General features: G+C 59.9%; 24 protein-coding genes and 1 tRNA gene. 10 read left to right on the top strand and 15 right to left on the bottom strand.

From position 1 onward, the window contains the following. Positions 1-144: 144 nt before the first annotated feature. Entirely contained in the window at positions 145-378 is a 234-nt protein-coding gene (locus Q5Y75_RS03010) for a DUF1127 domain-containing protein (RefSeq protein ID WP_306194195.1), read from the top strand. Positions 379-463: 85 nt separating this feature from the next. Here the strand turns inward: Q5Y75_RS03010 and Q5Y75_RS03005 are convergent, their stop codons facing one another. Beyond that, positions 464-1,561, bottom strand: coding sequence for a PQQ-dependent sugar dehydrogenase (locus Q5Y75_RS03005; protein ID WP_306194191.1), 1,098 nt, complete (start codon positions 1,559-1,561; stop codon positions 464-466). 177 nt (positions 1,562-1,738) lie between these two features. Between Q5Y75_RS03005 and Q5Y75_RS03000 the strand changes: the two genes are divergently transcribed. From Q5Y75_RS03000 to Q5Y75_RS02970, 7 genes are all read left to right on the top strand, one after another. Then, positions 1,739-2,929 (top strand): ABC transporter substrate-binding protein, encoded by a 1,191-nt coding sequence (locus tag Q5Y75_RS03000; RefSeq protein WP_306194188.1) that lies wholly within the window; start codon positions 1,739-1,741, stop codon positions 2,927-2,929. A 98-nt stretch (positions 2,930-3,027) separates the two neighbouring features. Continuing rightward, entirely contained in the window at positions 3,028-3,816 is a 789-nt protein-coding gene (locus Q5Y75_RS02995; RefSeq protein ID WP_306194186.1) for an ABC transporter ATP-binding protein, read from the top strand. Further along, a complete protein-coding gene (locus Q5Y75_RS02990; RefSeq protein WP_306194185.1) occupies positions 3,813-4,445 on the top strand; it encodes a hypothetical protein in 633 nt (210 codons plus the stop codon). Before Q5Y75_RS02995 ends, Q5Y75_RS02990 begins: the two co-directional genes overlap by 4 nt. 138 nt (positions 4,446-4,583) lie before the next feature. Next, positions 4,584-5,267, top strand: coding sequence for an ABC transporter ATP-binding protein (locus Q5Y75_RS02985; RefSeq protein ID WP_306195679.1), 684 nt, complete (start codon positions 4,584-4,586; stop codon positions 5,265-5,267). A gap of 450 nt (positions 5,268-5,717) precedes the next feature. After that, positions 5,718-6,728 carry a branched-chain amino acid ABC transporter permease gene (locus Q5Y75_RS02980; RefSeq protein WP_306194182.1) on the top strand — a complete coding sequence of 337 codons (1,011 nt, stop codon included), beginning with the start codon at positions 5,718-5,720 and terminating at the stop codon, positions 6,726-6,728. Further along, complete coding sequence (locus Q5Y75_RS02975; RefSeq protein ID WP_306194180.1) at positions 6,725-8,065, top strand: branched-chain amino acid ABC transporter permease; 1,341 nt, start codon at positions 6,725-6,727, stop codon at positions 8,063-8,065. Before Q5Y75_RS02980 ends, Q5Y75_RS02975 begins: the two co-directional genes overlap by 4 nt. Before the next feature lie 99 nt (positions 8,066-8,164). Beyond that, a complete protein-coding gene (locus Q5Y75_RS02970; protein WP_306194179.1) occupies positions 8,165-8,419 on the top strand; it encodes a hypothetical protein in 255 nt (84 codons plus the stop codon). A 3-nt stretch (positions 8,420-8,422) separates the two neighbouring features. Here Q5Y75_RS02970 and Q5Y75_RS02965 read toward each other — a convergent pair whose 3' ends face one another. Next, complete coding sequence (locus tag Q5Y75_RS02965; RefSeq protein WP_306194177.1) at positions 8,423-9,964, bottom strand: helicase HerA-like domain-containing protein; 1,542 nt, start codon at positions 9,962-9,964, stop codon at positions 8,423-8,425. A 412-nt stretch (positions 9,965-10,376) separates the two neighbouring features. Here Q5Y75_RS02965 and Q5Y75_RS02960 point away from each other — a divergent pair, with 412 nt between their 5' ends. Then, a complete protein-coding gene (locus tag Q5Y75_RS02960) occupies positions 10,377-10,997 on the top strand; it encodes an invasion associated locus B family protein (protein WP_306194174.1) in 621 nt (206 codons plus the stop codon). Positions 10,998-11,092: 95 nt separating this feature from the next. On the opposite strand, the gene Q5Y75_RS02955 is transcribed toward Q5Y75_RS02960, so the two are convergent. The 4 genes from Q5Y75_RS02955 to Q5Y75_RS02940 are packed head-to-tail and all read right to left on the bottom strand — an operon-like array spanning position 11,093 to position 15,343. Continuing rightward, complete coding sequence (locus Q5Y75_RS02955; RefSeq protein WP_306194172.1) at positions 11,093-12,301, bottom strand: beta-ketoacyl-[acyl-carrier-protein] synthase family protein; 1,209 nt, start codon at positions 12,299-12,301, stop codon at positions 11,093-11,095. A gap of 9 nt (positions 12,302-12,310) precedes the next feature. Next, positions 12,311-12,568, bottom strand: a complete 258-nt coding sequence (locus Q5Y75_RS02950; RefSeq protein WP_306194170.1) for an acyl carrier protein — start codon at positions 12,566-12,568, stop codon at positions 12,311-12,313. 33 nt (positions 12,569-12,601) lie between these two features. Further along, on the bottom strand, positions 12,602-13,690 hold the full coding sequence (lpxD, locus tag Q5Y75_RS02945; protein WP_306194167.1) for a UDP-3-O-(3-hydroxymyristoyl)glucosamine N-acyltransferase: 1,089 nt from the start codon (positions 13,688-13,690) through the stop codon (positions 12,602-12,604). Positions 13,691-13,726: 36 nt separating this feature from the next. Further along, the gene (locus Q5Y75_RS02940; RefSeq protein WP_306194164.1) at positions 13,727-15,343 is read right to left on the bottom strand and encodes a L,D-transpeptidase family protein; all 1,617 of its coding nucleotides are present in this window, start codon (positions 15,341-15,343) and stop codon (positions 13,727-13,729) included. Between the two features lie 355 nt (positions 15,344-15,698). On the opposite strand from Q5Y75_RS02940, the gene mepK reads away from it, so the two are divergent. Then, positions 15,699-16,268 (top strand): peptidoglycan L,D-endopeptidase MepK, encoded by a 570-nt coding sequence (gene mepK / locus Q5Y75_RS02935; protein WP_306194162.1) that lies wholly within the window; start codon positions 15,699-15,701, stop codon positions 16,266-16,268. Positions 16,269-16,604: 336 nt separating this feature from the next. Here the strand turns inward: mepK and Q5Y75_RS02930 are convergent. The 9 genes from Q5Y75_RS02930 to Q5Y75_RS02890 all read right to left on the bottom strand — a co-directional run bounded on the left by Q5Y75_RS02930 (position 16,605) and on the right by Q5Y75_RS02890 (position 22,686). Beyond that, positions 16,605-16,681: transfer RNA gene (locus Q5Y75_RS02930), tRNA-Arg, on the bottom strand. 78 nt (positions 16,682-16,759) lie between these two features. Next, a complete protein-coding gene (locus Q5Y75_RS02925; RefSeq protein ID WP_306194160.1) occupies positions 16,760-17,980 on the bottom strand; it encodes a cysteine desulfurase in 1,221 nt (406 codons plus the stop codon). Continuing rightward, positions 17,973-18,566 carry a YIP1 family protein gene (locus Q5Y75_RS02920; protein ID WP_306194158.1) on the bottom strand — a complete coding sequence of 198 codons (594 nt, stop codon included), beginning with the start codon at positions 18,564-18,566 and terminating at the stop codon, positions 17,973-17,975. The genes Q5Y75_RS02925 and Q5Y75_RS02920 overlap by 8 nt, the downstream gene beginning before the upstream one ends. Beyond that, positions 18,563-19,048 carry a YIP1 family protein gene (locus tag Q5Y75_RS02915; protein ID WP_306194155.1) on the bottom strand — a complete coding sequence of 162 codons (486 nt, stop codon included), beginning with the start codon at positions 19,046-19,048 and terminating at the stop codon, positions 18,563-18,565. The genes Q5Y75_RS02920 and Q5Y75_RS02915 overlap by 4 nt, the downstream gene beginning before the upstream one ends. Before the next feature lie 3 nt (positions 19,049-19,051). Next, entirely contained in the window at positions 19,052-20,332 is a 1,281-nt protein-coding gene (sufD, locus tag Q5Y75_RS02910) for a Fe-S cluster assembly protein SufD (protein WP_306194152.1), read from the bottom strand. After that, positions 20,332-21,087 carry a Fe-S cluster assembly ATPase SufC gene (gene sufC, locus Q5Y75_RS02905; protein ID WP_306194149.1) on the bottom strand — a complete coding sequence of 252 codons (756 nt, stop codon included), beginning with the start codon at positions 21,085-21,087 and terminating at the stop codon, positions 20,332-20,334. The genes sufD and sufC overlap by 1 nt, the downstream gene beginning before the upstream one ends. Before the next feature lie 19 nt (positions 21,088-21,106). Next, the gene (locus tag Q5Y75_RS02900; protein WP_306194147.1) at positions 21,107-21,928 is read right to left on the bottom strand and encodes a polysaccharide pyruvyl transferase family protein; all 822 of its coding nucleotides are present in this window, start codon (positions 21,926-21,928) and stop codon (positions 21,107-21,109) included. Positions 21,929-21,931: 3 nt separating this feature from the next. Then, a complete protein-coding gene (locus Q5Y75_RS02895; protein WP_306195677.1) occupies positions 21,932-22,246 on the bottom strand; it encodes a heavy metal-binding domain-containing protein in 315 nt (104 codons plus the stop codon). Between the two features lie 26 nt (positions 22,247-22,272). Further along, entirely contained in the window at positions 22,273-22,686 is a 414-nt protein-coding gene (locus Q5Y75_RS02890; RefSeq protein ID WP_306194145.1) for a hypothetical protein, read from the bottom strand.

The following is a 22,686-nucleotide window of genomic DNA, read 5'->3' as shown; positions in this document are numbered from 1 at the left end:
CCAGGCTAGTAGGCGTTTGCGGGATTTCCCTGCCATTTTCCCGAATGTTAACGAGAATTAACTCTCGGGACTGGCCCGCTTAATCCGCGATGCTTTCATCAAATTGTATCGGAAGCCCCGATAGCAAATTTGGAGGAAGACGTTATGACCTATGCAAATACAGCAACACGCCCCGGTTTCCTCACGCGGATCTATTCTGCCTGGGCCGAGAACAAACTCGACCAGTATCGCCGCGCTCTTTACACCAGAACCGTGCGCGAGCTTGAAAACCTTAGCGATCAGCAGTTGGACGATATCGGCATCGCACGCCCGGACATCAAGCACAAAGCCTATGCGAGCGTCTATCAGAACGCACCTTACGCGACGTCGTTTCACTGACCCCCGCAATTCGGCGCATAACACCCGATGACCGCACATGAAAAAGAGGAGGCAACCGCCTCCTCTTTTTGGTCGTTGAGTCAGGTCAGCCCGGGGTCATCCGGTAGACCGCCCCATCGCCCACCGAAATGAACCAGATCGAGCCATCCGGTGCCTCGACAATGTCGCGGACGCGGCTGGTTGACTGGCCTTCGATCTGCTCGACCTCGCGCATATCACGTCCGGCAAGCCGCGAGATATAGTCGAATTTCAGCGAGCCGACAAAGATATCGCCACGCCAGTCCGGCCAGAGTTTGCCGGAATAGACCATCAAGCCCGAAGGGGCGATGGAAGGATCCCAGTAGTGCTCTGGCTGCGCCATCCCGTCTTTTGCGGTGCCCTCACCGATCTTCGCGCCCGAATAGTGTCGCCCGTAGGAAATGACCGGCCAACCGTAATTGGCCCCCTTGCGGATCAGGTTCACCTCATCCCCGCCCTGCGCTCCATGTTCCGAGGTCCAGAGCCGCCCCTGCAGGTCCAGCCCGGCGCCCTGGGGATTGCGATGGCCGTAAGACCAGACTTCCGGACGCACGCCTTCCCGCCCGACAAAGGGGTTGTCGGCGGGCACGGTTCCGTCCCGGTTGATCCGCACGATGGTTCCGTTGTGGTTGCTTGCATCCTGCGCCGAGGGGCGGTCGCCCCGATCGCCGATGGTCACGAACAGCGTGCCATCCTCCGCCTCAACCACACGGCTGCCAAAATGCCGCCCGCCCGAGCTGCCCTCGGAAGCCTCGAAGATCACCCGGACATCCTGCAACCGGCTGCTATCCGCGCTGAGCCGTCCAACCGCCAGAGCCGTACCAGCCCCGCCCTGCATCTTCTTTGAAAACGTCAGAAACACCTCGCGGCTTTGCGCAAAATCCCGCGGCAAGGTGATATCCAACAAACCGCCCTGCCCGCGCGCCACCACTTTGGGCACGCCTTTCACGCGGGCCTTTTTGCCGCCCGCCACATGGATCAGATCGCCAGAGCGTTCGGTGACAAGAAACCCGCCATCAGGCAGATGCGCAATGGCCCAGGGCGCATCCAGACCGCTTACCATTTCGTCAATCCTGACCTGTCCCGCACTGGTTTGCAGCGGATCGGCGGCCTGCGCCACCCCGGCAAGAACAAAGGCCGCTAAAACTGAACTGAGCAGACGCATGAAACCTCCCGAACACCTGAGAATGCCTGTCTGATATCTAAGCCGGTAGGCCCCCGAGGCGAGCCTTCACAGAGTGAAGTTTACCTAATGCCAGCCGGTTTCCTTTGCACTTTTCTTTTTTATGACACTTGCCTAGGGTCGGATCAGAACAAAAAAATCCAAGTTGGGAGTAAATTCATGAAGAAACTGCTGACGGCCACTGCGGCCACTGCTTTGCTGTCGGGAGCCGCCTTTGCCGATGGTCACGCAAAAGAGGTCAAGCTGGGCATATTAATCGGTTTCACGGGTCCAATTGAATCGCTGGCCCCTGCCATGGCGTCCGGTGCAGAGCTTGCCATGCAAGAAGTCACAGACAGCGGCCTGCTGTTGGACAGCGCCACCGTTGTACCCATGCGCGCCGACACCAACTGCATCGACAATGGCCTCGCCACATCGAACGCGGAACGTCTGATTTCCGATGGTATTCATGGGCTTATTGGCGGAGATTGTTCCGGCGTGACCGGTGCGATCCTGCAAAACGTAGCGATCCCGAATGGGATGGTGATGATCTCGCCCTCTGCCACCTCGCCGGGTCTGACCACGGTCGAGGACAATGACCTGTTCTTCCGTACCGCCCCCTCGGATGCGCGCGAAGGCGAGGTGATGGCTGATGTGCTGAAGGATCGCGGCATCAACTCCATCGCGCTGACCTATACCAATAACGACTACGGCAAGGGTCTGGCCGATGCGATCACCAACGCCTTCACCGCAGCAGGCGGCGAAGTGACCATCGCGGCCGCCCATGAGGACGGCAAAGGCGACTATTCCGCCGAAGTGGGCGCGCTGGCCTCGGCCGGTGGCGACATTCTGGTGGTCGCAGGCTATCTGGATCAAGGCGGTCTGGGCATCATCCAGTCCTCGCTGGACAGCGGTGCGTTTGACACGTTTGGCCTGCCCGGCGGCATGATCGGTGACAGCCTGCCTGCCAATGTGGGACCTGACCTGAACGGCTCGTTCGGGCAGATCGCAGGCTCGGGCGGTGAAGGTATCGAGCGTCTGACAGCGCTGGCCGGTGACGCCTTTGACGCCACCTCGCCCTATGCACCCGAAAGCTACGATGCGGCGGCACTGTTCATGTTTGCCATGCAGGCGGCCAACTCGACCGACCCGGCCGAGTACGGCCCGAAGATCATGGAAGTCGCCAACGCGCCCGGTGAAAAGATCTATCCCGGCGAATTGGCCAAGGGCCTGCAGATCCTCAAGGATGGCGGCGAGATCGACTATGTCGGCGGCTCGGCGGTTGAGTTGATCGGACCGGGCGAAAGCGCGGGCACCTATCGCGAAATCGAGGTCAAGGACGGCAGCAACGAAACCGTTGGCTTCCGCTGATCCTCTGATCTGTGACGAATTGAACGGCCCGGGGTTCCCCCTCGGGCTGTTTCAATAAAATCAAAAGCCGCAACAAAGCGGCGCGGGGGCAATTTTTCATGATCACCGTAGAGGACGTGCACAAACACTTCGGTGGCTTCCACGCCGTCGACGGGGCGACGCTGGAAATCTCACAGGGCACGATCACCGGGCTGATTGGCCCAAATGGTGCTGGAAAAACTACGCTTTTCAACGTGATAGCGGGCGTTCTTCCACCCACTTCGGGCCGCGTGAGTATGGATGGCGAGGACATCACCGGCCTGCCGCCACATACGCTGTTTCACAAGGGACTGTTGCGCACCTTCCAGATCGCGCATGAATTTGCCACCATGTCCTGCCGTGAAAACCTGATGATGGTGCCCGGCGGGCAATCCGGAGAGTCGCTCTGGAACACTTGGTTCGGGCGCAAGCGCATCGCGGATGAGGAACGCGCGCTCAAGGCCAAGGCGGAAGAGGTGCTGGAATTCCTGACCATCGAGCATCTGGCCGATCACAAGGCAGGCCAGGTCTCGGGCGGGCAGAAGAAGCTGCTGGAGCTTGGCCGCACCATGATGGTGGACGCCAAGATCGTGTTTCTGGACGAGGTCGGGGCGGGCGTGAACCGCACCCTACTCAACACCATCGGCGACGCGATCATCCGGCTGAATAAAGAGCGCGGCTATACCTTCGTCGTCATCGAACATGACATGGATTTCATCGGTCGTCTCTGTGACCCGGTGATCTGCATGGCCGAAGGCAAGGTCCTGGCCGAGGGCACGCTGGATCAGATCAAAGCCAACGAGCATGTGATCGAGGCCTATCTGGGCACCGGTCTGAAGAACAAGGAAAAACTTGAGGCAGGAACATGAAGAAAACGCTTCTCTTAGCAATCTTTCTCTCCGCACTAGCTCCGTTGGGCATCCCGTCTGAAGCCGGTGCTCAAGAAGTGGTAGGAACCGCGGTTTTAGGTGGAAAGAAGGTTCACCTGCTCGGGGACGGCACTTGGGAGTATTCCAAGTCGGACGGGCCTCAGAAATGCGTCGCGATCCACAAGAATATCGATTTTTGCGGAAGCGTCTTTGACTGGAAACCGGTTGGAGCAAGATTTGATTTTTCACATCTTTTTCAACACACCAACAGACTGCACGCAGGTCTAATCATCGAAGAAATAGGTTTTCAGGATGGTAACAATATCGAGTTCATGCGCGGAAACGCGATAGATACACTGGCTGACGCGAGCGGTGTCTTACCGGAACAAATACCTGTGCTGCTTGTTGAGGAAAGCGAAATCGGCAAGTTTTCCGGCGAAACAATTGTCTACGGCGCGCGCATAGATGGCCTGAACATAGTCTATGCCAACAACATCTTTATCGAAGATAATCTGACAATGCAGGTTGTCGTTTGGAACATTGCTAGCGAGTACACCGACGAACACCGCGAATGGAACAGCGATTTCCTTGCCAACCTTCGTTTGAGCTTCGAAGATCAAACCCAATGACGACAATCACGATCAGGACCAAGACGGCTTTGGCACGCAACTTTCGGTGGACGAAAACGATAGGCCAAGACATTGATATCTAACCAAACAGCGACCTCAACGGATGCACAGTCCAGCCCGTTTCTGATCGGGGATACCATGACCGGCGGCTATGGCAAGGGGCCGGATATTCTGCATGACTGCACGATTGCGGTGAACCCAGGTGAGATCGCGGTCATTGTCGGCCCAAATGGCGCGGGCAAGTCAACCGCGATGAAGGCGGTTTTTGGGATGCTGGATGTGCGCTCGGGCCATGTGCGGCTGGATGGCGAGGATATCACCGGGCTGTCTCCGCAGGACCGGGTGGTCAGGGGGATGGGGTTTGTGCCGCAGACCTCAAACATCTTCACCTCCATGACGGTCGAGGAGAATCTGGAGATGGGGGCCTTCATCCGGCGCGACGATATCTCGGGCACGATGGAGCAGGTCTATCACCTGTTCCCGATCCTGAAGGAAAAGCGCAATCAGGCGGCGGGCGAATTGTCGGGCGGCCAACGCCAGCAGGTCGCCGTGGGCCGCGCGCTGATGACCCAGCCCAAGGTGCTGATGCTGGATGAACCCACGGCGGGCGTCTCTCCCATCGTGATGGATGAGCTCTTTGACCGGATCATCGAGGTCGCCCGCACCGGCTTGCCGATCCTGATGGTGGAACAGAACGCCAAGCAAGCCCTTGAGATCGCGGACAAAGGCTATGTTCTGGTGCAGGGGCGGAATGCCTATACGGGGACGGGCAAGGAGTTGCTCGCCGATCCGGATGTTCGGAAGAGTTTTTTGGGGGGATGAAGCCATGAGAGAAAACCGCGGGCTCACTTTCGCCGCTATGTTGGGCTTTCTCCAACTCCCTTCCGCAGCAACTGCTATGTCGTTCCCAACGAGCTATTGCGAGATGAGAATGTGCGAAGTGGATACTATCTGCATGGTCACACCTTGCGCAGCAACGACATGTAGCGACAGCAGCTTCCTGTTGGAAGTTTCGAGTATTGGAAGCCAGATTAACCTATTTGGTGTCTCGCGCCAAAAGGATTCAAAGTTGCCGTTCGGCGCATTTATTGTCGAACAAGAGCTCTCGAATGACGAAATACTCATTGCGAAGAGCACAACAGAGGGTGAGCTGGCTCGTGCTCAACTAGAGCTTCGGGATCGAGAAGCAACTGATCTCACAATCACGGCACAATCCCGAGGTTTTCCAGTAAGGGTAACCGTATTGTACGGTGGTTGTGGAGAAACTGACTAATGGACCTTCTCAACGCCCTCGTCGCCCTCTCCAATTTCGTCCTGATCCCCGCCATCGCCTATGGCAGCCAGCTTGCGCTGGGTGCGTTGGGGGTGACGATGATCTATGGCATTCTGCGGTTTTCGAATTTTGCCCATGGCGACACGATGGCCTTTGGCGCGATGATTGCGGTGCTGGTCACATGGTGGATGCAGAGCGTGGGGATCAGCCTCGGGCCGCTACCGACCGCCCTGCTCGCCCTGCCCTTTGCCATTCTCGGCTGCATGGCGCTGCTGCTGGTTACTGACCGACTGGTCTATCGCTTCTACCGCGAGCAGAAGGCCAAGCCGGTGATATTGGTTATTGTTTCGATGGGCGTGATGTTCATCTTCAACGGGTTAACGCGCTTCATCATCGGCCCCGGCGATCAGCGCTTTGTGGATGGCGAACGTTTCATCATCTCGGCGCGCGAGTTCAAGGCGATGACCGGGCTGAAAGAGGGCTTGGCGATCAAGACCACCCAAGGCATCACAGTTGTTGTGGCGGTGATCTGCGTGGCGCTGCTGTTCTGGTTCCTGAACCGCACCCGCACCGGCAAATCGATGCGGGCCTATTCCGATAATGAGGATCTGGCGCTGCTCTCGGGCATCAACCCGGAACGCGTCGTCATGTATACGTGGCTGATCGTGGCCGCGCTGGCGACCACGGCGGGGGTGCTTTATGGGCTCGACAAGAGCTTCCGGCCGTTTGTCTATTTCCAACTGCTGCTGCCGATTTTCGCCTCGGCCATTGTCGGCGGTCTGGGCAACCCGCTGGGCGCCATTGCAGGTGGCTTCCTGATCGCGTTTTCCGAGGTTTTGATCACCTATGCTTGGAAAAAAGTGCTGGTCTACATGATGCCCGAGGCGCTTGAACCGTCGGGCCTCGCGCAGCTGCTAAGCACCGATTACAAATTCGCGGTCAGCTTCGTGATCCTGCTGATCGTGCTGCTCTTCCGACCGACGGGCCTGTTCAAGGGGCAAACGATATGAGCGAGAGCGTCAGGAATACCGGGCTGTTTGCCATCGTTGCCGGGCTGATCCTTCTGACCGGATTCATGCAGAGCTGGAACAGCGCGCTGTTCATTCTGAACATGGGGCTGATCTCGGCCATCATGGCGATTGGCGTGAACCTGCAATGGGGCTTTGCCGGGCTGTTCAATGTGGGCGTCATGGGCTTTGTGGCGCTGGGTGGTCTGGCGGCTGTGCTGGTTGCCATGCCGCCGGTGCCCGAGGCCTGGTCGGGCGGCGGGCTGGGCGTCATCCTTGGCTTGCTGCTGGGGGCCGCAACCGTTTTTGCGGCGGTGATGGTGATGAGCAAGATGCCCAAGGGCCGTGCGCGCACGCTCACTGTGATCGTCGTGCTTGTGGGCGGGTTTTTCCTGTTTCGCGCGGTGTTCGACCCGTCAGTGGCAGCCATCGAGGCGGTCAATCCGGCGGCAACCGGTTATCTCGGCGGGCTGAACGTCTTTGCCGCCGAACGGACCGAGCTGCGCGCGGACCTGTTTGCGCTGCTTTCCTGGCCCGTTGGCGGGTTGCTGGCGGCTGGCGCGGCCTGGCTGATCGGCAAGACGGCTCTGGGCCTGCGCTCGGACTATCTGGCGATCGCCACACTGGGCATTGCCGAGATCATCATCGCCGTGATCAAGAACGAGGATTGGCTGTCACGCGGGGTTAAAAACGTGATCGGCATCCCCCGTCCGGCCCCTTATGAGATCACCTTGCAGAACACGCCGGAATTCGTGAACCGCGCCACTGCAATGGGCCTCGATCCGGTAATCGCTTCGACGCTTTATGTTAAGCTGGTCTATACATTCCTGTTTCTGGTGGTGCTGCTGGCCCTGCTCTGGATGGCACAGAAAGCGCTGCACAGCCCCTGGGGACGAATGATGCGCGCGATCCGCGACAATGAGGTTGCGGCCGAGGCGATGGGCAAGGATGTAACCCGCCGCCATCTGCAGATCTTTGTGCTGGGATCGGCCATTTGCGGCGTCGCGGGGGCAATGATCACCACGCTGGACGGGCAGTTGACACCCGGCACCTATCAGCCGCTGCGCTTCACCTTCCTGATCTGGGTCATGGTGATCGTAGGCGGGTCAGGAAACAATTTCGGCGCCGTGCTGGGAGCGTTTCTGATCTGGTTCCTCTGGATACAGGTAGAGCCGATTGGTCTCTGGCTGATGCAACTGATCACATCGGGCCTGCCCGATGGCAGCGGTTTGAAGACCCATCTGATCGACGCAGCTGCCCATATGCGCCTGTTAACAATGGGAATTATTCTTCTGGTGGTGCTGAGGTTCAGCCCGCGCGGATTGATCCCCGAGAAGTGATCCCGCCCGCAAACGTGACGCAGGCCACGTGATCTTCCCCTTCCGCAGAGGGGTCACAAGGTTTATACCCCTCCAACGTTTCTTTGGGGGAAGAAAGTAATGAAAAGTGTAAAGAGTACCGTTCTGTTATCTGCCAGTGCCGCCGCCTTGATCCTGTCGGGATGCGTGCCCTCGCCGGAGAATTACGAAACGACGCCGGTTCAGGTTCAGTCCGAAAAGGGCATGGTCACCTGTCAGCTTTATTCCAAGGATCTGGTCGCCTGGGATCGCTCGATCCATCGCCCCAACAATATGGGCGTGCAAGAGGCCGACGCCATCTGCAAGGAAGAAGGCAAACGCCAAAAGCGGAGCTGACGCTTACCGCCCCTTGAACAGGCTGCCCAGAATGCCGCGCACGAGGCGGCGGCCTGTTGTCCCTTTCAATTCCTTTATCACCGCCTCGCCCATTGCGCTGGCGAAGGTATCCTTGCGCCGTGTGATCCGCGACGAGGACCGGCTGACTCGCGACCCGCTATAGCGCCGGGCCGAGGCATATTCACGCTCTGCGGGGGGCTGCTCTTCGGCAGCGACCTCGGCAGCTTCGGCCTCTTGCGCCGCCTGCTGGGAGCGCGCGGACAGAATTTCGAAGGCGGATTTGCGATCCAGCGTGGCGTCGTATTTCCCGGCCAGATCGGAACTCGCAAGCATCGCCTTGCGCTCAGCCGCGGTGATCGGGCCTAGCTGGGATGAGGGCGGGCGGATAAGCGTGCGCTCGACAATCCCCGGCACGCCTTTCTTCTGCAGCATCGAGGTCACCGCCTCGCCGACCCCCACCTCGCGTATGGCTTCTTCGGTGTCAAAGGCGGGGTTTTCGCGATAGGTTTCTGCCGCCAGCCGCAGGTTCTTGCGGTCGCGCGCGGTAAAGGCGCGCAGCGCGTGCTGGATGCGGTTGCCGAGCTGGCCCAGAATATCCTCGGGCACGTCCGCCGGGTTCTGGGTGATGAAATAGACCCCGACCCCCTTGGAGCGGATCAGCCGCGCCACCTGTTCGACCTTGTCGACTAGCACCTTGGGCGCATCATCAAAAAGCAGATGCGCCTCGTCAAAGAAGAACACCAGCTTCGGCTTTTCCGGGTCGCCCACTTCGGGCAGTTCCTCGAACAATTCGCTCAGCAGCCAGAGCAGGAAGGTGGCATAGAGCCCTGGCGCCGACATCAGCTTGTCGGAGGCGAGGATATTAATCATGCCGCACCCCTCAGCGTCCTGGCGCATCAGGTCGGACAGCTCCAGCGCCGGTTCGCCGAACAGTTTGCTTGCCCCCTGGTTCTCGATCACCAAGAGACGCCGCTGGATTGCGCCCACCGATGCGGTCGAGATATTGCCGTAGCGCAGTGACAATTGCGCCCGGTTTTCACCGACCCAGACCAGCAGCGCCTGCAGGTCCTTGAGGTCAAGCAGCGGCAACCCCTCTTCGTCGCTCAGGCGGAAGGCGATGTTGAGGATGCCCTCCTGCGCTTCGGTCAACTCCAGCAGGCGCGACAGCAGCAGCGGCCCCATCTCGCTGACCGTGGTGCGCACCGGATGGCCCTGTTTGCCGAACAGGTCCCAGAAGGTCACCGGGCTGGCGCCGTAGCTGTAATCCTCGAATCCGATCTGCGCGGCGCGGTCGGTGAAGGCCTGATGCAGCTTGTGATCAGCGCGCCCCGATTTGGCCAACCCCGACAGATCGCCTTTGACATCGGCCAGGAAGACCGGGACCCCGGCCTGCGAGAACCCTTCGGCCAGGATTTGCAGCGTAACGGTCTTGCCGGTACCGGTTGCCCCGGCGATCAGACCGTGGCGGTTGGCATAGTTCAGCGCCAGTTCCTGCTTCACGCCATAATCCGGCCCGCCGCCGCCCAGGAAAATCTTGCCACTCATTGCTCTTGCGCCCCAATATCACCGTTTCGCCCCGACCATACAAACTTAACCTTTGCCTGCGATAGTGCTTTCTGTCCCGCCGTTTGGCGGGGCGGTTTCCTCCCTGTCAGACTGGCCGTACCTTCGGGTACGGCTTTTTTTTGCGTTTCGCTTCGCGCGATTCGTTTTTTTGCGCTTAAGTGTTGACCCGTTGGCTCTGCTCTCGTAACGTCTGCCCATAAACAAGTCGGCCAGTCCGACGGGGAGAAAACTTTCTGAAGAGAGGCTGACCAACGGCCTCTCTTTTTGCTTTTGCCGCAGAGCTGTCCAGCTCTGGCCTGCAAAACGCTGCTCGCCTTGCCGATTGCTCCTGACATGCTCGGATCGCCATGCTAGACCCGGCTCAAACAGAGCGAAAACCAATGAGGCAAGCATGTTCAAGAGAGTGACACCAGCCTGTGTAGCGGCCCTTCTGGCGCTGAGCAGCGCGACCTATGCGCAGGAAGCGGCGCAGAGCCCGGAGGCGGATCAGGGCGCCGTCGAATCCGCTCAAAGCGAGGGTGTGCTGGACCTCGGGCAGCCGGTTACTGACGGCCCGCAACTGGGCAGCCGTTATGCCAAGGAAACGTTTGGCGACTGGACCTTGGCCTGCATCAAGACCGAAGCCGAGACCGACCCCTGCTCTTTGTTGCAGGTCATGAACGGTCCTGATGGCCAGCCGATGGCAGAGATGTCGCTGTTCCGGATCGAGAACAGCGGTGCGGCAATTGCGGGTGCAACAATCATCGTCCCGCTTGAGACGCTGTTGACCGCGCCGCTGGTCATCTCGGTCGATGGGGCGCCGGGCAAACGCTATAACTATACGCTGTGTAACCCGGTCGGATGTGTGGCGCAGATCGGGCTGACCCAGGCTGATATCGACGCGATGAAAAAAGGCACCGAGGCCACGATCTCGCTGGTGCCCGCCCCGGCCCCGGATCAGAAGATCGACATCAAGATGTCGCTCAAGGGCTTCACCGCGGGTTTCAACGCGGTGGATGTTGTCGACAACTGAGCTGCATTGGCGATGGGGGCGCTGCCCCCGTCGCTTTCCGCCCGCCTCCACCGGGATGTTTTTAGTCAGATGAAGAGCGGATCGGTTGGCCGACGTCAGGCCCTGCGCAGGGCGAGCACTGCGTTCAGACCGCCAAAGGCGAAGGCATTGGTGAGCGCCACATCTATCTTGGCCTCGCGCGCTTCGTTCGGGACCACGTCCAGCGCGCATTCGGGATCAGCCTCTTCATAACCGATCGTGGGTGCGATCACCCCGTCGCGCAGCGCCATGATGCAGGCCAGCAGTTCCACCGCACCGGTGCCGCCGATCAGGTGGCCATGCATGGATTTGGTGGAGCTGATCATCAGATCATCGGCATGCGGCCCAAAGACGCCCGCCACGGCAGCGCATTCGGTTTTGTCATTGGCCGTGGTCCCGGTGCCATGGGCGTTGATGTAACCGACCTGATCAGCATTGAGGCCAGCATCCGCAAGCGCGCCTGACATAGCCCTTGCCGCGCCCTGTTTCGAGGGCATCACGATATCGGCAGCGTCCGAGGACATGGCAAAGCCCACAACCTCGCACAGGATGTCCGCGCCGCGCGCGCGCGCGTGGTCGTAGTCTTCGAATACGAAGACACCCGCGCCTTCGCCCTGCACCATGCCGTTGCGATTTGCGCTGAAGGGGCGACAGGCGTCCTTGGACATGACGCGCAGGCCTTCCCAGGCTTTCACGCCGCCAAAACACAGCATCGATTCCGATCCACCCGTCACCATTGCGGGCGCCGCCCCGCTGCGCACCATCGAAAAGGCCAGCGCCATGGCGTGGTTGGATGAGGCGCAGGCGGTCGAGACGGTGAAGCTGGGCCCTTTGAGGTTATACTCCATCGACACGTGGCTGGCCGCCGCGTTGTTCATAAGTTTTGGCACAACAAAAGGATGCACCCGGTTCTTACCATCCTCATAGACCGAGCGGTAATTGTCATCCCAGGTGCTGACGCCGCCACCTGCGGTGCCCAGAACCACGCCCGAACGCGCCGCCAGATCGCCATGGAATTCGATTCCCGACTGATCGATCGCCTCTTTGGCGGCGGTCAGGGTGAATTGGGTGAACCGGTCATAGAGCGTCATCTGCTGCCGGTTGAAACGTCCCTCGGCCTCGAAGCCGCGCACCTGGCCGCCAATCTTAATGGCCAGCCGGTCAACATCGCGGAACTCCAGCTCGCCGATCCCGCAGCGGCCCTCGCGCATGGCCTCAAGCGTGTCGGGCACAGAATGGCCAAGCGCGTTGATCGTGCCGGCACCGGTGATGACAACTCTTTTCATGTGCGGGAATCAGGCCTTTTCCGTCACCAGCTTCTCGATACCAGCGATGATCGCCGCCACGTTCGAGATATCGAAATCGCTCGCCTCGGGCTCATTGGCGTTGAAGGGGATCGAGATATCGAATTCCTCCTCAATGGCGAAGATGCTTTCGACCAGTCCGAGGCTGTCGATGCCCAGATCTTCCAGCGTGCTTTCGGGGGTCACATCGGACGGTTCCAGAACCGCCTGTTCGGCTATGATGGCGATGACGCGGTCGTTGATGCTCATGTCAGACCTCTGTCTGTTTGTGTTGTGGCAGATTTAGTCTTTAGGTTCAGGTTTGGAAACCGCCTTTTTCAGCGTCTCGACGTCGCGGGCCAATCTGGGCAGGCGGCGCTGCGTTTTGTAGATTTCCGTGTGGCTGTCCATCTTGATCGCGGGATAGCCCATGATGACCCGGCCTGCCGGGACATTGGACAGAATCTTGGATCCGCCCCCTGCGACAACCCCGTCGCCAATAAAGATGTTGTCGACCACGCCACACATGCCGCCCAACACCACATTGTTGCCGATCTCGACCGACCCTGACACGCCGGTATGACCGCAGAGCAGACAATCGGTGCCGGTGCGGGTGTTGTGACCGACATGTACGAGGTTATCCAGCTTGGTGCCGCTGCCGATGCGCGTGTTGCGGATGGTGCCATTATCGACGGTGGAGTTCGCGCCGATCTCCACATCATCGCCGATTTCCACGGCACCCAGCGAATGGATGCGCAGCCAGGATTGCGCCCGTGCGCCGCCTGCATCACCCATGGTCTTGCGGGCGTTTTCGGCGGCCGAGACCTCGGGCGTGACAAAGCTGAACCCGTCCGCCCCGATCCGGGCGCCGGGCTGGGCGATGAAGCGGTCGCCGATGGTGACCCGCGCGCCGATACTGACATGATCGCGCAGATAAGCGCCCTCACCCAGAACCGCATCCATCCCGATGCTGCATTGTGGTCCGATGACCGACCCCTCACCGATGCGCACCCGCGCGCCGATCACGGCCAGCGGCCCGACCGAGACGCCCTCGGCAAGCTCTGCTGAGGGGTCAACAACCGCTGATGGGTGAATGCCCGGTGCCACGCCCTGCCCCTTGTCGAGCATCACCGTGACCCCCGCCATCGCCATGCGCGGGCGCGGCGCGAAGATCGCTGCACTCAACCCAAGCGCCTGCCAATCAGCGTCGGGCCAGAGAATGGCAACTCTGGCCTGCCCGCCGGACAGGGCGTCGGCATATTTTGGGGACATGGCCAGCGCCAGATCGGTAGCGGAGGCATCACCCGGTTCCGCCGCGCGCTGGATTTCCAGCGACAGGTCGCCCGCCGCCTCGGCGCCGAGCGTTTCGGCTATTTCCTGAACTGTGAACACTTGGGGACCTCCGGCTTGTTCGGATGCCCCCCGTGCTTAGCTCTGAACGCCGGGAAGGACCACCCCTGCCCGGTTTAGCGCGTTCCAGATCTTGGCATCGCGGCCATAGACATCACGGCGGAACTGCGCCTTGCCATCCGCACCCACAAAGGCCGTCCGGTAGATCAGGTGCACCGGCACGTTCTGTTCCAGATCGACCTTGGTTTCGCGCCCGGTGTTCAGCACCCGGTGGAAGAACGCCTTGGGGTCTTCCTCCTGTTTGGCCAACAGGGCGTAGGCGAAGTCAAAGGGCTGCGCCAGACGGATACAGCCATGGGAAAACGCGCGGGTTTCACGGGCGAACAGGCTCTTCTGCGGGGTGTCATGCAGATAGATATTGTACTTATTCGGGAACATGAACTTAACCAGACCCAGCGCATTCTTGGTGCTGGGGGGCTGGCGCATGGCAAAGGGGAAGTTGCGCCGGGAATATTGCGTGAAATCCACCGCCCCCCGGTTGACGACCCGGCCCCGGCGATCGGTGATCTCCAGATGTGAGACCGCATAGGGGTTGGCCTGAAGCTTGGGCAGGTATTCCTTGCCGATGATCGAGCGCGGCACGTACCAGCTCGGGTTGATAACCATATGCTCCATCTCGTCCGAGAATTCGGGGCTCTGACGGTCATGGGTGTTCTTGCCGATCACCGCGCGGGTCTCGAATGTGATGCGCCCGTCATCGACGATCTTGGCCGAGAAATCGGTCTGGTTCACCAGAACATGGCGCGTGCCACGCTCTTCGGGCAGCCAGCGCTCACGCTCCAGCGCCACAATCACGGATTTCAGCCGATCCGAAACCGAGCGGTTCAGCTCCTCGATCGTACCAGGCCCGGCAACGCCATCCTGTTCCAGCCCATGGGCCGCCTGAAAGGCCTGAACCGCCGATTGCATCGCGGTGTCAAACTCGCGCCCCGCATTGGGGCGCATATAGCCCATGGCGACCAGACGGTTGCGCAGTGCAACAACGCCCTGCCCTTCGTCGCCCAGTTCAAGCTTGCCCGAGGGGACGCCAGCCCCCCAGCCACCCTGCGCCAGCAGCGCTTCAAGGTTGATCTTTTCCTTTTGCAACGCCCGATATTGCGGCGAGGCCGGGGCCAGCGAGCGCATATAGGCATTGGGTTCGGCCTGCATCAGCGCCGTAAGCGTCGCAACCGGATCTGCCCGATCGACCTTGCGCACCATGAATTCCGAATCAATATCGGACGGCCGCAGGATGCCGGATTGCAGATCACGCGCCAGCTTCAGGAACGCCCGGCTCAGGGTAACCTCGACCTGGGCCAGATCCTGACGGGTTTTGGCCTGAGACATCTGCTCGATCAGCGCGGCGGTGTCATAGCGCCCCTGCGGCAGCCCATGCACATCAGTGTTGCGCATGGCGGCGATCAGGGCGGCACGGCGCGCCTGAAACTCGGGGCCGTCGCCTGTCCAGATCGGCTGATAGGCGTTGTCGCGATAAAAGCTGGCCAGATGTTCGCTGCCATAGGTTGCTGCGGCAACGGATTGCTTGAACGCCATATCCTGCGCGGCAACCGGCGTGCCCAACGCAACAGCCACAATAGCCGCGCGGAAAACCGCCGACAGCGATTTGATTTGTTGACGCCGTTTTTTATGAGCCATGGGGAAAATCCTTAAAATCCTTGTTAAACGCATCACTCGTCACATCTTCCGTAATTTTCGGTAACAAAAGTGGAAAATGTCCACTCACAATCCTATCAGCGCATCACAGTTTTTGCAGATGATGCAGCGCTGCATCGGCATAGAACGTTGCCCGAAGGTCACGTTTGTCAAAATAACATGCATTGATGTCTCTTTGCGCAGAAAATTGCCGAAAATTCCCCCTAGTCTTTAAACCAAAAATTCCTCGCTTGGCCGACGAATCCCACTATGGCATAACGTCACCACTTGGGGATGAATATTAATAAAGCACCCGTAACATCGGGCGCAGGCAGGACTAGTACGGGACGAGCAGCAAATGACTGACATCACATCGACGGGTCTGACCCGGCGCGCTCTATTGGGTGCGTTCGCAGCAAGCGCTGTTGCAGCAGCGCCGACATATTCCCAAGCCGCAGGTTTCCTGCGCGGAGGCGGCGACATCCGGCGCATCCGCATGTATTCCGGTCGCACAGGCGAGCGAATTGACATGATATATTGGATCGACGGCGATTATATCAAGGACGCTGTCAAAGAAGTGAACCACTTCATGCGCGACTGGCGTACCGATCAGGTCAAATCCATGGACCTGCGCACCGTCGACATCATGGCCGCCGCGCATAACCTCATGGATGTGAGCGAACCTTACATGCTTCTCTCCGGCTATCGCAGCCCGCAGACCAACGCGATGCTGCGCAGCCGGTCGCGTGGCGTGGCCAAGAACTCATTGCACATGAAGGGCCAGGCCGCCGATCTGCGCCTCTCCTCGCGCTCCGTGGGCCAGATCGCCCGCGCCGCGCAATCTTGCCGCGCCGGTGGCGTCGGGCGTTACTCGCGCTCGAACTTCGTGCATATGGATTGCGGCGACGTGCGTAACTGGGGTCGCTGAACAAGGGCTTCTACACCTTCATACCACACTCTCTACGCAACCCCCGCGGCCTTGCCCGGGGGTTTTTGTTGTTTTGACGCCCTGCGGCACAAGATCTTCGCGATCACACGAATTCTTAGTGATCTGGTGAGATTTGAAACAAAGGTCATGCCGGCGCGGAAGATCATAGCATGGTCAGGTAATGAAACCTGGCCTGAGGCTGAGCAATACACGTAAGAAGCCAACGAAAAGACACTGCTTTCAACGGACAGGCCCGGAACAAAAAGTGCTCGGACTGGAAGGCCACGAATAAAATAAGTGCGTAACCAGTTGTTCTTCTTTGGTTTATATTTTGAGTGGCGCACCTGAGAGGATTCGAACCTCTGGCCTCTGCCTTCGGAGGGCAGCGCTCTATCCAGCTGAGCTACAGGTGCCTGTGACGGGCTATAGGATATCACCCGGCGCGCTGCAATCGGAAATGCCCGAGCGCCGCGCCTTTTTGCCTGCGCGTTTCAGCCAAACAACTCATGCGCCAGTTCCAGCGCGTCCACCAGCGTGTCGACCTCTTCGACCGTGTTATAAAGTCCAAAGCTGGCACGACAGGTGGCCGTGACGCCAAGATGATCCATCAGCGGTCCGGCACAGTGATGTCCGGCGCGCACAGCCACGCCCTTCTTGTCGAGAATCGTCGAGATATCATGGGCATGCGCGGCACCGTTCAAGATAAAGCTGAAGATCGCCGCCTTGTCGGGGCGCGTGCCCTGCAGCTGCAGCCAGTTCAGCCCGGTCAGGCGCTGCATGGCATAGTCGCGCAAGCCACCTTCATGTGCCGCGATCTGATCCATGCCCAGATCCATCAGGTAGTCGAGCGCCGCCCCCAGCCCGATGGTCTGCACGATGCCGGGCGTGCCGGCCTCGAACTTCATCGGCGGGTCGTTATAGGTGATCGCGTCCTTGCTGACCTCGCGGATCATGTCGCCGCCGCCCATGAAGGGGCGCATCTCGGCCATGCGTTCGGATTTGATATAGATCGCGCCCGAGCCAGAGGGACCATAGAGCTTGTGCCCGGTGATCGCGTAGAAATCGCAGCCGAGATCAGCCACATTCACCGGCACATGCACCGCGCCCTGGCTGCCATCCACCAGCACCGGCACGCCCTTGGCATGGGCACCCTCGGTGATCGCCTTGACGTCAACAACCGTGCCCAGAACATTGGAACACTGAGTCACAGCGACCAGTTTGGTCTTTGGCCCAATCGCATCGATCACGGCTTGCGGGTCCAGCGCGCCGGTGGCGTCCACATCAACCCATTTCAGCACTACGCCCTGCCGCTCGCGCAGAAAATGCCAGGGCACGATATTGGCGTGGTGTTCCATAACCGACAGCACGATCTCGTCACCGGCCTCAAGCCGGGGCATGGCCCAGCCATAGGCGACCAAATTGATCCCTTCGGTGGTGCCGGAGTTCAGGACGATCTCATCTTCGTTGGGCGCGCCCAGAAAGCGGGCGATAGTGCCGCGCACCGCCTCATACTGCTCGGTCGCAAGATTAGACAGGTAGTGTAACCCGCGATGGACGTTGGAATATTCCTGGGAGTAGGCCCGCGTCACCGCGTCGATCACCACCTGCGGCTTTTGGGCCGAGGCGCCATTGTCCAGATAGGTTAGCGGCTTGCCATTCACCTCGCGGCTGAGGATCGGGAAATCCCCTCGGATTTTCTGAACATCATACAAAGGTTGCATTCCCTACGACTGGTCCCCCGGCAAGGGACAGGACAAAATATATAACCACCGCCATTGCAATGATCGAAATCAGCAACAGAAGCACGGACTGCCCCAACGAGTTGAGCCTGTGTGCCTGATCAATGAAATGGACCATGATGTAAAGACCGACCAAAGACCCGGCTATCCCGATCAGGGCCCCAAACACCGGCGCGACCAGCAGCAGGACCAGCACCAGCAATTCGAGCCCGAAGCGCAGATATTGCAGCCAGATGATCAACACGAAGACATCGTTGAACCGGCCCGAGCCGCCCATTTTGGGGCCGACAAATGACAAAACCGAGACAAACAGAAGTATCGCACCGGTAAAGAACCCTGCGTAAGCTATTGGGGGCAAGGCAAGAACCGGCAACTCTCCGGTCATGTTGGAAAGAACCAGATCCGACAGGGTCTGTGCGGCCGTGTTCAGCACAATGGCCAGCGCGAAAGCCAGCCACAGCACGTTGCGCTCCAGTTGCAGCGCAAGCAGCTCGCGCGCGGCCTGCGCAGGCGCCTTCAGCGTCAGGATCGCCAGATCGCGCCACGCCGCCGGGTTCATTGCCCGCCCCTTTCGGCCTGCCTGAGACTGGCGATCCAGAACCAGAAAAACACCGTGATCCAGGCCATGCCCACAAGGTTCAACCCCGGCCCCGGACCGATGAAACCCGCCACCAGCCCCTGCAGCAGCAGAACCGGCGTCGAGGCAAGCAGCGACCAGAACAGCGCCAGACGGGCCCCATACCACTCGCCCTTACCGCCCACCAGCCGGGCCAGCACATGGCTGAACGCGGCCAGCACATACAGCAGAAGCGGCGCGATGATGAGCCAGCCCAACAAGGCGCCACCGAGCAGCATGTTCAACTCCTGCCCGCTCAGATGCGCTTCGCGCGCGAGCCTGGGCATCTGTGCGACAAACACCAGCGCGCAGGCTCCCATCAGGATGGCCAGCGCACGGTCCTCACGCTGCCCCATCGCCAACAGGCGTTGCATCACGCGCGAGGGGCCGCGATAGGTTGCTGTTATGTCAGCCGTCACCGACATGGCTCAGGCCCGGCGTGACAGCCAGCCATCGAGCCGGTCCACGATATCCCCGGCCAGCGCCTCATCCTCGATCTCTTCCACGGCTTCGGCCAGGAAGGCCAGCGTCAGCAGATCGGTCGCCTGTTTTTCCGGCACGCCACGCGAGCGCATGTAAAACAGCGCCGTCTCATCGATCGCGCCCGAGGTCGAGCCATGCGAGCAGGCCACGTCATCGGCATAGATCTCAAGCTCTGGCTTGGCGAGGAACTGGCTGTCATCATCCAGCAGCAGAGACTGGCTGATCTGGTAGCCATCGGTCTTCTGCGCGCCTTCCTTGACCAGGATCTTGCCCTGGAACACGCCCACTGCACCATTGCGCAGCACTTTCTTGAATACCTGACGGCTTTCGCAATTCACCGCGTCATGGGTGATGAAAACCGTATCATCATGGTGAAAATCGCCATCCCCAACACAGGCGCCCGCCACATGGGCTACGGCGTCATCGCCGGTCAGTTCGATCACCTGCTCGTTGCGGGTCAGCACGCCATTCACGGTGAGGGTGAAGGATTTATAGACCGACTCCCGGCCCAAACGGGTGAACATGTGCGTCACCGCGCGGCGTTCATGATCACGCCCCTGCGCGCGCACATGATGCAGCGTGCCACCATCGGCGATGTCGATCTCCATGCATTTGTTGAAGCGCGACGCTGCCGGGCCGTTTTCCAGAATGGTGGCCTCGGCCCCCTCCTCGACCCGCACCACGTGGTGCAGGATCGCATCGGAACTCTCTGATGCATGGCGATAAATCAGGCTGATCGGTTTGGAGACCTTCTGCGTGATGTGGATCGCCACGCCATCGCTTGCAAAGGCCGTATTCAGCGCCGCCAAGGGGCGCGGAACCGGGTTATGGCCGCGCGCTTCCAACACGCCATAGAGGTCCTTGGCCCAATGGATATCCTTGCAGCAGATATCTTCGAGCCGGTCGATGCGAACACCCTCCAGACTCAGATCATCGGACTGGTCAGGGTCAAACACGCCATCAACAAAGACGATCTTGAGCCGGTCCACCCCGTCAAACAACGGTTTCTCATCGTTCTGGAACACAGCTGCGGGCAGGGCAACGGGGTCTACCAGAGTATCGGGCCGGGTGTATTTCCAGTATTCGTCACGCCGCGATGGCAGTCCCATCTCGCACACACGGGCCAGGGCTGCCTCGCGCGCCGCGCGGGTGCATCCGGGTTCGGGCAATTCCATGGCGCTCAGGCGCGCCTCGGTTGCCGATTGTTTCTGTTCGGGCACCGCCATCACTGCACCTCGGCCAGAATATCGCCATAGCCGTTATGTTCGACCTCAAGCGCAAGCTCCGGCCCGCCGGATTTCACGATGCGGCCATCGGCCATGATATGCACAACATCAGGTTTGATATGGTCCAGAAGTCGTTGATAGTGCGTGATAACAAGGAATCCGCGCCCTTCGTCACGCAGCGCGTTCACGCCCTCGGCCACCAGCTTCATCGCATCCACATCCAGACCGCTATCGGTCTCGTCCAGGATGCACATCTTGGGTTCCAAAACCGCCATCTGCAGAATCTCGTTGCGCTTTTTCTCACCACCTGAGAAGCCGACATTGACCGGACGCTTGAGCATGTCGGCGTCGATCTTCAGCGCCTTGGCGCGTTCACGCACCAGCTTGAGGAAGTCGCTGGCGCTTAGTTCGTCCTCGCCGCGCGCCTTGCGCTGGGCGTTCACAGCCGTGCGCAGGAAAGTCATGTTGCCTACGCCCGGAATTTCCACCGGGTACTGAAACGCCAGGAACACGCCCAATGCCGCGCGCTCTTCCGGCTCAAGCTCCAAAAGGTCCTCGCCGTCCAGCGTCGCGCTGCCCTCGGTCACCTCATAGCCGTCGCGCCCCGACAGAACGTAGCTGAGCGTCGATTTGCCAGACCCGTTGGGCCCCATGATCGCATGAACCTTGCCCGCCTCAACCGTCAGGTCGACGCCTTTGAGGATCTGCTTTTCCTCTTCTTCAAGTTTCACATGCAGGTTCTTGATTTCCAGCATTTTATCCTCGTCTCTTGTCTCAGGCCCGCGCCATCGCGCCGGCGGTGTTCGGGGTGGCGCGAAACTGCGCCGGGAAGGTTTCAATCAGATCCTGTCGCGCCCGTTCGATGCCATCGGCATAGCTTAAGCCATGGCCGTCGCGCAGGCTTCGCAGCAGGGCGGGAATATCTTCAGCCAGGGTCGGGTTGGTCATCGGACGCCCGACCGAGGCCGCGTAATCGTAGTATTTCAGATGCGATTGTGTGCCCGGTGCCAGCCAGGTCGAGGCGACACCAAAACAATCCGCCAGGATCAGCCCGTGCAGACTGGCCGAGATCACATGCGCAGACGTTGCGATGCGGCGGCAGACTTCGATCGGGTCGGCCTCGGGCAGGATCACGTCCAGCGCCGGGTCAGACTGAACCAGCTTTTCGAATGGAGGCGTTCCGACCATGCTGTGATGCGGGATCAGCGCGACGCGGTCCTGCCGCTCAAACGGACCGTTGACCACAAGATGCGACAGCAGTCCGGGGTCACCGAACCTGCGGGTCCGAACGCCCAGCAGCGCCGCGCTCACCGGTCCGCGCAGCAGCGCGATATCGACATTTGCGACAAAGTCCCGTGGGATGGCGCGCAGCAGGCCCGCCCCCCAGATCACCGGGCGGCGCCCGTCAGCGGGTTCCGCGTAGTGCTTCTGCATCACCTGCAAAAGCGAGCCAAGCGCCAGCATCTCGCACCGACCCGCCCCGCTATGAACGACCCTGTGATCGGACAGCGACCCGACAATCAACGGCGACAGGGCGTCGCCGAAATTCGGCTCTCCCTTCCACCAGAAAAGATTGATCGTTTCAGCGGGTTTCATGATTTAGCCCAGCACCACCGCGGTTCCGCTGGCCGACACCATCAGCATCGACTGGCCCACCACCTCATAATCCAGATCAACGCCCACAACGGCGTTTGCGCCCTTTTCGGCGGCGCGCTGTTCAAGCTCGCGCAGCGCCGTGTCGCGCGCATCCTGCAGCTTGCTTTCATAGGCACCCGAACGTCCGCCAACGATATCGGTGATCGAGGCAAACACGTCGCGCACGACATTGGCCCCCATGATCGCTTCACCAACGACGATGCCCTTGTAGTCGGTGATCTTGCGACCTTCGACAGTTGGAGTGGTGGTGATGATCATAGCCATTTCGATTCTCACCTTCCCGGTCAGCCCAGCGACATCGTGTTCAGCGTCAATGCGCTAACTGCAGCGCCAATGAAAAAGGAAGCGACCGCAACGTTCCGAATACGCCCGCGTTTAAACGCAAACAAAGTCACCAATGCCCAAATGCCAAAGATCAGGAACGCTCCCAACGCCGCCGCAGTAGAAGCAAAGACGAATACCACGAAGTCCTGCGCACTCGCATAATCCGCCTTCAAACTGTCGTAGTTGGCGTTGGCGAACGTGACCACCATTTGAGAAACCAAGCCCAGAAGCCCGCAAAACACCCCGACAAGCACCTTTCCGATAGGCGAGGCACCCTTGGAATTTGCAGGGGACGACCCCCTTGCGGGCCGGTAAGTCGCGTCCTGCTTGGCCTGAATCTTCTCCAGGCGCTTCTGAAAGTCGGCGGTGCCCAT

The sequence above is a fragment of the Ruegeria discodermiae genome (assembly GCF_030758345.1).
Lineage (GTDB): Bacteria > Pseudomonadota > Alphaproteobacteria > Rhodobacterales > Rhodobacteraceae > Ruegeria_C.
This window is presented reverse-complemented; position numbering and strand designations above follow the sequence as displayed.